Annotated in this window: 7 protein-coding genes; 3 read left to right on the forward strand and 4 right to left on the reverse strand. The window is 63.1% G+C overall.

Annotation, left to right across the window (positions count from 1 at the left end; translation table 11 throughout):
* On the reverse strand, positions 1-517 hold a 517-nt coding region (locus FJ039_11850), incomplete at its 3' end, for a redox-sensing transcriptional repressor Rex (GenBank protein MBM4406844.1).
* On the reverse strand, positions 514-1,254 hold the full coding sequence (gene ubiE, locus FJ039_11855) for a bifunctional demethylmenaquinone methyltransferase/2-methoxy-6-polyprenyl-1,4-benzoquinol methylase UbiE (GenBank protein MBM4406845.1): 741 nt from the start codon (positions 1,252-1,254) through the stop codon (positions 514-516). The genes FJ039_11850 and ubiE, both read right to left, overlap by 4 nt.
* A gap of 183 nt (positions 1,255-1,437) precedes the next feature.
* Here ubiE and FJ039_11860 point away from each other — a divergent pair, with 183 nt between their 5' ends.
* The 3 genes from FJ039_11860 to FJ039_11870 all read left to right on the forward strand — a co-directional run bounded on the left by FJ039_11860 (position 1,438) and on the right by FJ039_11870 (position 6,891).
* On the forward strand, positions 1,438-1,731 hold the full coding sequence (locus FJ039_11860) for a DUF503 domain-containing protein (GenBank protein ID MBM4406846.1): 294 nt from the start codon (positions 1,438-1,440) through the stop codon (positions 1,729-1,731).
* Positions 1,706-4,036 (forward strand): DEAD/DEAH box helicase, encoded by a 2,331-nt coding sequence (locus tag FJ039_11865; GenBank protein ID MBM4406847.1) that lies wholly within the window; start codon positions 1,706-1,708, stop codon positions 4,034-4,036. Before FJ039_11860 ends, FJ039_11865 begins: the two co-directional genes overlap by 26 nt.
* A gap of 296 nt (positions 4,037-4,332) precedes the next feature.
* Positions 4,333-6,891, forward strand: a complete 2,559-nt coding sequence (locus tag FJ039_11870) for a CoA transferase (GenBank protein MBM4406848.1) — start codon at positions 4,333-4,335, stop codon at positions 6,889-6,891.
* A gap of 484 nt (positions 6,892-7,375) precedes the next feature.
* On the opposite strand, the gene FJ039_11875 is transcribed toward FJ039_11870, so the two are convergent.
* Complete coding sequence (locus tag FJ039_11875; protein MBM4406849.1) at positions 7,376-8,449, reverse strand: LLM class flavin-dependent oxidoreductase; 1,074 nt, start codon at positions 8,447-8,449, stop codon at positions 7,376-7,378.
* Between the two features lie 121 nt (positions 8,450-8,570).
* Positions 8,571-9,761 carry an amidohydrolase gene (locus tag FJ039_11880; GenBank protein ID MBM4406850.1) on the reverse strand — a complete coding sequence of 397 codons (1,191 nt, stop codon included), beginning with the start codon at positions 9,759-9,761 and terminating at the stop codon, positions 8,571-8,573.
* Between the last annotated feature and the right edge of the window lie 276 nt (positions 9,762-10,037).

The raw sequence follows: 10,037 nt of genomic DNA on the forward strand, positions 1-10,037 counted from the left end.
ACTCCACTAGCCGGTTGATCACTGGCTGCGCCTGGGCCGCAGGCACCGCCACGATGCCGATGTCTATCTTCTGCTCCGCGATTACCCGGCCTAAGTCGTCCATCGGCCGCACCGTGACCACGTCCATCTGGCGCCCCACCTGCGAGGGGTCCGAGTCTAAAGCAGCGACAACCTTGAACCCTTCCGGCGCGAAGCCTGGATAGCTGATGATGGCGCGCCCTAGGCGTCCGACGCCCACCACTGCCGCATTCCAATCGCGGTCTAGACCAAGGACGCGCCGCAGCTCTCCCACAAGGTAGTTCACGTTGTAGCCGCGCCCCTGCTTGCCGAAGCGCCCAAAGTAGCTCAGGTCCTTGCGGATCTGTGCCGGGGTCACATTCAGCCGCTCGCCCAGGTCTCGCGAGCTGACCACGTCTATCCCCTCTTCGCGCAGCTGCGTCAGGATGCGCACGTACAGCGGTAGGCGCAGGATAACGACTTCCGGGATGTTGCTGCCGCCTTCAGAGCTTGTCCTCATGCCGCGGCCCTCATCGCGACGGGCGATGCTTCTTTGTGCGCCGCATGGATCGCCACTGTGCCCAGATTGATCGTCGTCCACTCCACTCGCGCGAAGCCTGTGGCGCGCATCGCCTCTGCCAGGCTTTCAACTGAGGGGAAGGCGCTGATGGAGCGCGCCAGATAGCGATAAGCCGCCCCGTCTCCCGTCAAGATTCCCCCAAGGACCGGCAAGATATGGTGAAGGTACGGACGATAAAAGAAACGGATGATCCGCGAGCGCGGATTTGTGAATTCAAGACAGACCAGGCGCCCGCCCGGCTTCAGCACGCGCCGCATCTCGGCGAATCCCTGCTCCATCTTCGCCAGGTTGCGCACCGTGAACGCCGTCGCGATCCCCTCAAAGCTCTCGTCCGGGAACGGCAGGTGCAGCGCATCGCCTGTGACGAAGGAGACCTTTCGCGCTAGCCCAGCCTCCGTCGCCTTCCGCTGGCCGATCACCACCATCGGGTGGCTGAAGTCTAAGGCTGTGACAGAGCGGGCCTCTTTCGCCATCAAGAGCGTCAGGTCGCCCGTTCCCGCGCCGATGTCGAGCAGATCGTCCTTTGCGGTGGGGGCCAGCTTCGCGACGGTCTGGCGCCGCCACGCTTGGTCGCGCCCGAGGCTGATGACCCTGTTGCCCAGGTCGTATCGTTTGGCGATCCTGCCAAACATTCGGCTAACGGTTCGCGATTTCTCCGCGCTGGATACCTGTTGCATCGGTGGGTAGCGGCTCGCCCCCAGCCCATTTGTAAAACTTGTCACAATTCTATAGGCATCAGGCAAATCACGTCAACATATGTCATAAAAGTGACTTCGATTTTCAGGAATCGGAACGCATGCCTGCTTCCTATCAACCTCGCTCTCTGCTCCTTGATCCACGAACCCTCCTATAATGTTGCCATGCACATCGGTATAGCTACGGTGACCCTTCGCATCCCGGAAAACGATAATCTCAAAGGGAAGCGTCGCATCGTCCACTCCATCGCCTCCCGGGCGCGCAGCCGCTTCAACGTTGCCATCGCCGAAGTCGGCGAAAACGAGAGTTGGCAGACCGCCCTCCTCGGCATCGTCTGCGTCAGCAACGACCGTCGCCACGCCAATCGCTCCTTGTGGCCGCAGGTACACTGGATGATGCCAAGTATCGCGGATCTTAATCGGCTAGGGGCTCATGAACACAGAAGCTTTTCTAGATAACCTCAAGAAGCAGCCTTGGTACCGTGGGCAGGTCGTCCACCGCCAGGCCATCCCGAAGCGCTCCTCTCGCATCGGCCACCTTGATCGCCCCCTCCCGGATGCTCTGGAAGCCCGCCTCGCCGCCCTCGGCATCACGGGTCTCTACTCCCATCAGGCCCGTGCCGTCAACGCCCTTCGCGCTGGGCGCAACGTCACCATTGCCACCTCCACCGCCAGCGGCAAAAGCCTCTGCTACACCATCCCCATCGTGGAATCCGCCCTCGCCAACAAGGCCAATCGTGCCCTCCTCCTCTTTCCTACTAAGGCCCTTGCCCAAGACCAGCTCCGCAAGCTCGGCGATTTCGCCAGCCTCCTTCCGCGTGGCCTTCGCGCCGCCACCTATGATGGCGATACCCCCTCCCATGAGCGCGGCGAGGTCCGCCGCTCCGCCCAGCTCGTCCTCACCAACCCGGACATGCTGCACATGGGCGTCCTCCCCAACCGGCACATCTGGCGCGCCTTCCTCGCCAGCCTCAAGTACGTCGTCCTCGATGAGTCCCACGTCTATCGCGGCGTCTTCGGCTCCCACGTCGCCTCCATCGTTCGCCGCCTGCGCCGCGCCTGCGCCCTTTATGGCAGCGTCCCCCAGTTCATCCTGTCCAGCGCCACCATCGCCAACCCCGGCGAGCATGCCGAACGCCTCACCGGCTGCTCCTTCGAGGTCGTGGACGACGACGGCTCTCCCTATGGCGGCAAGGACTTCCTGCTCTGGAACCCGCCCTTTGTGGACGAAAACCGCATGGCGCGCCGCAGTCCCCACAGCGAAACGACCCTCGCCTTCACCGACCTCCTGGAGCGCAACGTCCGCACCATCGCCTTCAGCCGCTCCCGCAAGCTCGCCGAGCTCATCTATATCTACACCCGCGACCGCCTTCGCGAAGAGGCCCCCCAGCTCGTCTCCCGCATCAAGCCCTATCGCGCCGGCTACCTGGCCGAAGACCGCCGCGCCGTCGAAAAGGGACTCTTCAGCGGCGCACTCCTCGGCGTCTCAGCCACTAACGCCCTGGAGCTCGGCATAGACATCGGCGACCTGGATGCCACCATCCTTAACGGCTATCCCGGCACCATCGCCAGCGCCTGGCAGCAGGCTGGGCGCAGCGGCCGCCGCGGCGAGCGCTCTCTCAGCATCATGGTCGTCTCCGATAATCCCCTCGACCAGTATTTCGCCCGTCACCCGGAAACCTTCTTCGGTAAGCCGCAAGAAAACGCCCTCATCTCGCCCGCCAACCCCTACATCCTCAAGCCCCATCTCCTCTGCGCCGCCTTCGAATCGCCCATCACCCCCCGCGATGAAGCCCTCTTTGGCGAAGAGATGTGGCCCCTGCTGAAGGAGTTGGAGCGCCAGGGCATGGTCCAGGAGCGCAACAACCGATGGTTCCCCAGCACGGGCGTCACCTACCCTGCCGAGCGGATCAACATCCGCTCCACGTCCGACGCCCTCTACCAGGTCGTGGACGAAAAAACCGGAGCCCTCCTCGAGACCGTGGACTCCGCCGTCGCCTATAGCCAGCTCCACCAGGGGGCCGTCTACCTCCACCAGGGCGATCCCTACGTTATCACCAAGCTGGACATCCCGTCCAAAACGGCCTTCGCCCGCCCTCACGCCGAGCCCTACTACACCGTCACCCGAGATATCACGGACATCGCCATCCAAAAGCTCGTCTCCCGCAAGGTCGTCGGCGGCACAGCGGTCCACCTGGGCCAGGTGGACGTCTCGCGCACCATCGTCGGCTTCCGCAAGAAACGACAGTTCACTGAGGAGGTCATCTCCGATGAGCCCCTTAACCTGCCGACCCAGTCCTTCGTAACCGTCGCCCTCTGGTTCGACCTCCCGGAGCGCGCTCTCCGGAAGATCGAGGAGCTGAAGCTCGATCTCCCCGGCGGCCTCCACGCCTGCGAGCACGCCGCCATCGGCATGCTCCCCTTCTTCGCCATGTGCGACCGCGCCGATATCGGCGGCGTCTCCACGGCCCTCCACCCGGACACCGGCAAGCCCCAGGTCTTTATCTACGATGGCCACCCCGGCGGCATCGGCATCAGCGAGCGCGGCTACGACCGGGTCTGGGAGCTCTGGGAGACCACCCTCAAGACCGTCGGCGAATGTCCCTGCGCCTCAGGCTGTCCCTCCTGCATCCAATCGCCCAAATGCGGCAACAACAACAACCCCCTGGATAAAGACGCCGCCAAGCTCCTCCTGGAACATCTCCTTGAGATGGACAAAGAAGAGCGCTTGATGGCCAAACTCGCCGCAAAGAAAAGACCGTAGGGCCGGCCCCTCCCCATCGGGCGCACCACGCGCCCCTACCCTCTCCCAGCTCCGATTCATCGGAGCGGCCGGGAGAAAGCCAGGGTGAGGTCTCCGAAATCTCTTTCTTCTTATCTTCATCCGATTCTTTACATTGACTTGTGATTACTCTCAAGACCTGCAAGCGAGCACTCACCTCGCGAACCCGTCGGCCGCAACCAACAAAGCGTCCCTCGCCTCGCTGTGCTCTTCCCAGAGCTACGAGAGGGATGAGAGGGTGAAGTCAGGTCCCCCCTCCCCCATGAATTCGCCAAGACATGACTCTCAAGCTACTATGGGTTGCGTCCCTTCCATCCATCGCTGAAGGCCTACTGCCGATCGTGCCAATGACCACCCAGAGAATGGACCTCCTCTCCAACTGGCGCGTCCTCGATCTCACCGAGGACGGCGCCATGCTCGCCGGGAAAATCTTCGCCGATCTCGGCGCCGAGGTCATCAAAGTCGAGCCGCCCGGCGGCGCTCCCTCGCGCCATCGCGGCCCGTTCCTCGGCGGAACGCCTCACCTGGAGAAAAGCCTCTTCTGGTCTGCCCTCAACCTCAACAAGCGCAGCGTGACCCTCGATCTTGCCCATCCCTCAGGCCGCGCTCGCTTCCTCCGCCTCGTCCAAACCTCCGATCTTGTCATCGAGTCCTTTGCCCCAGGCCGTCTGGACTCCCTTTCCCTCGGCTATCGCGATCTCTCCCAGGCGCACCCGCCCGTCGTCCTCACCTCCATCACGCCTTTCGGCCGGTCCGGCCCCTTCGCCTCCTACAAAAGCCCGGATCTCGTCTCCTGGGCCATGAGCGGCTATATGTGGATGACTGGCGATCCCAGCCGCGCGCCCCTCCGGCCTGGGGGGATAGAGCAGGCGGCCCAGTATGCCGCCGTCTCTTCGGTGGGCGCGACCCTCATTGCCCTCCAGCATCGCGCCAGGACTGGCCGTGGCCGACATGTAGACCAGTCCATCGAACAGCTCGGCCCATGGATGCTCTTTCAGTCCTTCGCCCACTACATCGCCCATGGGACGATCTCCAAGCGCGGAGGAGTTCGTATCCAGTGGGGAAAAACGCTTCTCAAGCAGGTCCACGCCTGCAAGGATGGCTATCTCTACATCACCATGGGCACCGGGATCTTATCGAGAGGCCTCGTCGGCCTCGTCGAATGGATGAAGGCCGATGGCATGGCCCCTCCCGCCCTCCATCAGATAGATTCGGCCACCTACGACCCGACGAATCTCGAGCAGGCGGATGCCGATGCCCTCAGCGATGCCCTTGCCGCCTTCTTCCTCACAAAGACGAAACAGGAACTGCTCGAAGGCGCCCTCGCCCGCGGCCTCTTCATCACCCCCATCAACACCATCCCGGACGTGGTGACGAGCGACCACTTCAAAGGACACGGTCTCTGGCAAGGCGTCGCTCATCCGGAACGCGCGAACGCCCTCCCGCACCCCGCCTCTCCCGTCAGATTTGTCGGTGAGCCCGCCGATCCCTCAGCGCTCGCTCCTGCTATTGGCCGGGATAACAATGCTATCTTTACCGCTCTCCTTGGCCTTCCCTCCGGAAGTGCGCCGACTCAGGTCGCTCCGCCGCAAGCCCCCAAGAGAAAGCCTATTCCAAAAGGCGGAACTTCGCCTTCGAAACCCTTGGACGGTATCAAAGTCCTCGATCTTACCGCCACCGTTGCCGGCCCCGTTGTGACCAGGCTCCTCGCCGATTACGGGGCCACCGTCGTCAAGATCGAGTCCGATGCTCGGCCCGATTCCAGTCGCACCAGCACTCCCTATGTCGGTGCAGTGGGGATGAACCACTCGCTCTACTACCCCTTCTCCAACTCCAGCAAGTATTCCTTCGGCATAGACATGAGCAAGCCCGGCGCGGCAGGCTTCATCAAGAAGCATTTTGCCCCTTGGGCTGACGTCGTCATTGACTCCTTCGCCCCCGGCGTCATGGAGAAATGGGGACTCGCCCACAGGGACATCGCGCAGGTCAACCCGAAAGTGATCATGGCGCGCATCGCCTTCATCGGGCACGAGGGTCCCCTGCGCAACCTCAAGGGCTTCGGCAACAACGCTTCGGCCCTCAGCGGCATCTCCTACCTCACCGCCTGGGAAGATGGGCCGCCCATCGGTCCCTACCTGGCCTATGGCGATCACCTTGCCGCCTATTACACCCTCGCGGCCGTCCTTGCCGCCCTCCACCGCCGGGAGCGCACCGGGCAGGGAAGCCACATCCAGGTCTCGATACTTGGGTCCATCCTCTCCCTCCTCGCCCCCTCCTTTCTCGAGTTCGCCGCAAACGGCGTCGCGCGTAAGCCGATGGGCGACCGCGATGACCTTGCCGCGCCCCACGGCGTCTATCCCTGCCGCGGCGACGATGAGTGGTGCGCCATCGCCGTCACGAGCGATGCCGAATGGCAAGCCCTCGCACAGCGTATCGGCGAACCGTGGGCGAGCGATCCTCGATTCGCCACGCTCAAGCAGCGCCGGGAGCAGCAGGTCGAGCTAGACCGGCTGATGAGCGGGTGGACATCCGCCTGGGACAAGCACAAGCTTATGCGGGCGTTGCAAGCCTCGGGGATCCCCGCAGGCGCGGTCCAGAACTACCGGGACCTCTTCTCCGACCCACAGCTGAAACATCGCGGGCACTTCGTTCGCCTCAACCATCCGGAGATGGGCCTGCACTACACCCACACCAGCACCTTCCGCCTTTCTGACGTAGACCCGTCGCCTACCCTGCGCGCCCCCCTCCTCGGCGAGCACACCTATTCCATCTGCAAAGACTTCCTCGGCCTCCCAGAAAACGAGATCGCCACCCTCTTCGACCAGTTCCTCCAGTAGGGGCGCCTGCCCCATGCCCTCCCTGTTCTGGCTTGTGCCTCTCCCAAGGTTTATTCCCACGAACCGTTGGGGAGAGGCGCCAGAGAAACATTTGTCTTCAGGCCGTATCCTCGGCCCCGATGTTTCCCGGAAGGTGAGGGTGTATCGGTCTTGGGTTGCCCCGCAACCCGATTCCTCATCCTGCGTAGGGGCGTGACAAGCTCTCCCGACTGCGGCGCGGCACGCCCATCTTTCAGAGGTTGCCCCGGCAACCCACATCCCGTAGGGCCGGTCCGATTCCATCGGACGAGCGCGGTCCTTTCTGAAGGACTCCGTGTGCTTCACCGGAGCGCGTGTCCTCACTCTCATTCCTATGAGTCCGGACTGCTCGGACCGCATGCTGCATCGGAGCCGCACCGGAGCCGCACCGGAGCGCCCTCCCCGGATCCCTGGCCTACTAAGAGGGCTCCGATTCCATGGGAGAGGCCAGCCCTCCCCTACTCCCTTACCTCCTCGCCCCCACAGGCTTGAATGCCGGCATCACTTCCTTGGAGAAGCGCGTCATGGAGGCCACCACCATGTCGTTTGGCATGCCGCCGAAGTTGAACCAGCCGACTAGATTGCGGATGCCCATCTGCTGGTGGACCTTGATGGCCGCCGTCATCTTGTCCGGCGTCGCATAGAGGTCCTGCTTCCAGATATCGTCGTACGTCTGCAGGGAGCGCGTCCGCATCCGTTCCATGTGCTCCTTGTAGCTGGCCTCCTTTTTCTTATCCGTCGGCAGGCCGTTCTCCATGAGCTTATTGTGGAACCACAGGACGTGCTCCTTCGGCCGCTCGAAGGCGTCTCTATCGGAGGAGGCGACGTAGATCCTGCGGGAGAAGGGCGAGGCATCCAGGCAACGCTCGATGTGGTCCTGGGACCAGCCGGCCTCTTTGGCGTCAATCACGTACTGTTCGATGCGCTTCCGGACGCCTTCCATCTCCGGGAATGCGCCGCCGCTGATGAAGGGCAGGCCCTGCTGGGCGGCCCACTGCATCGTCTCCCGCGTGCCGGAGGTGGCGATGGCGATGGGCGGATACGGGTTCTGCAGGGGATCGGGATAGACGCGCGTCGGCGGGATTTTGAAGATTTTGCCGTTGTAGCTGAACTCCTTGCGCGACCAGGCCAGCTTCAGGACGTCATAGATTTCCAGGAAGCGCTCGCGGCTGTCGGCGATCTCCAGGCCCAGCTTCTGGAACTCCTGGCTCTGGTAGCCCCGGCCGATGCCCATCACGAAGCGCCCGTTGCTCAGCAGGTCGGCGATGGCTCCCTGCTCAGCCAGTAGAAGCGGGTTGTGGAAGGGCAGGATCGAAACGGCGAGGCCGATGGTGATGCGCTTGGTCCGTGCCACCAGGTATGTGACGAGCATCATCGGGTCGGCAAGGATGGCGTACCGGCTGAAGTGGTGCTCCGCGAGCCAGATCGCATCGAAGCCCAGCTCCTCCGCTAGGACCGCCTGCTCCACCGCCTCATCGTAGATCTGCTTATCGGACTTCCATTCGGGGCCGTTCATCAGGACGAAGGTGCCGAACTGCATCGCGTTCCTCCAAGGTAGGGTGTGGGGCTCTCTGATGATGTCTCCTCTTCTCTCCCCAGGTTCGTCCGCGAACCGTTGTGGGAGAGAATGAAAGAGAGGGGGGTCCGCTCTTGCCTCCTGGTCAGGGGATGAAGCCGAAGAGCTTCCCGGAGTTCGTGCAGACCATCTTCTGCCGCTCCTCTGCGGAGATGCCGCCGAACATCTCGTTGATCACCCGGCGGGAGTAGGGGAAATCGTTGATGTGGTGCGGGAAGTCGCTGGCCCACAGGATGCGGTCTATCCCCGTCTCATGCCGCGTGCGGATGCCGAAGAAATCTCGGACGACGCAGAAGTAGAAGTGGTCCGGGACGTAGGCGCTGGGCAGGCGGTTGAGGCGCAGCTTGCTCCAGGTGCGGTCGCGCCAGTACCGGTCGTCCATCTGCTCCATGAAGTACGGCACCCAGCCGCAGCCGGCCTCCACGGAGATGATCTGCAGGCCGGGATGCCGGTCGAAGACGCCGCTGAAGATCAGGTCCACCATGATCATCGGCATGGCGGCGAACCCGGTGGCGAGTCCGGTCATGCGGTTGTAGGCGGGCGTCCTTCCCCCGGGGCGCTCGTAGCCTGCCAGGGTGATGTGGATGGCCACGGGCATCTTGGCCTCTTCCGCCGCCGTCCAGAAGGGATCATCCTCCGGCGAAGGCTGCGGCTGGCCGGAGGGCCAGGCCGTGAGGCCCACCGCCACATAGCCCTGCTCTTTTGCGCGCCTCAGCTCGGCCACGCCGGTCTCCACGCCCACGTTGGGGATCTGGTAGACGGCCTTGAGGCGGGAGGGGTCGGCGGCGCAGAAATCTTCCTTCACCCACAGGTTGAAGGCTTGGACGCCCGCCATCTGGTATTCCGAATCCTTGTGGCGGATGAAGTAGCCCATGGTGCGCTGCGGCGGAAAGATGACTTCGCCGTCCACGCCGTCAAAGTCGAGCGCCTTCAGCCGCTCCTTGCCGTCATAGCAGGCGGGGCTGATGTTCTTGAAGCTAAAGCCGTACCAGTTGATCTTCTCGTAGCCCTGGCCGGTGATGACAGTGAGGCCGATGGGGTCAGGCGCGCGGCCGGGCTCCATCTGCCAGGCGTCGCCGCCCTGGCCGTCAGAGACGAGATGGGGAGCGCGGTCGTGATACTTCTTCGGCAGCCACTTTTGCCATAGATCCGGCGGTTCCACGGCATGGGAATCGGACGAGATGACGTGATAGGTTCGTGCCATCGCCTGCCCCTTTCTTGGTTCGTCGCGAAAGGCTCTATGACGTACCGTACCGGGGCCGCCGGATGCCATCATGGTGTGAATTGCCTATCGCCATGATGCGATTGCTCTATTCCTCCTTTATCCGAGCCTTGTCCCTATGCCAGGGTCGCCGGAGGGCGCGCGCCGCGTTCGCCCGATACAATCGGGCCGCCCCTACGCCTCACCCTCTCCCCGCCATCGCCACCTCCTCGCTCCTGCATTCCTCTGTTCCCTCCTCATCTCTGTGCCCTCTGTGCTCTCGGTGGTAGACCCTCTTGTCCTCTCCCCACTTGACGTTAGTACTTACTATGGAAGTAGAGGAACGTATGG

It is taken from the genome of Chloroflexota bacterium (genome assembly GCA_016875535.1).
Taxonomy (GTDB): domain Bacteria; phylum Chloroflexota; class Dehalococcoidia; order SHYB01; family SHYB01; genus VGPF01.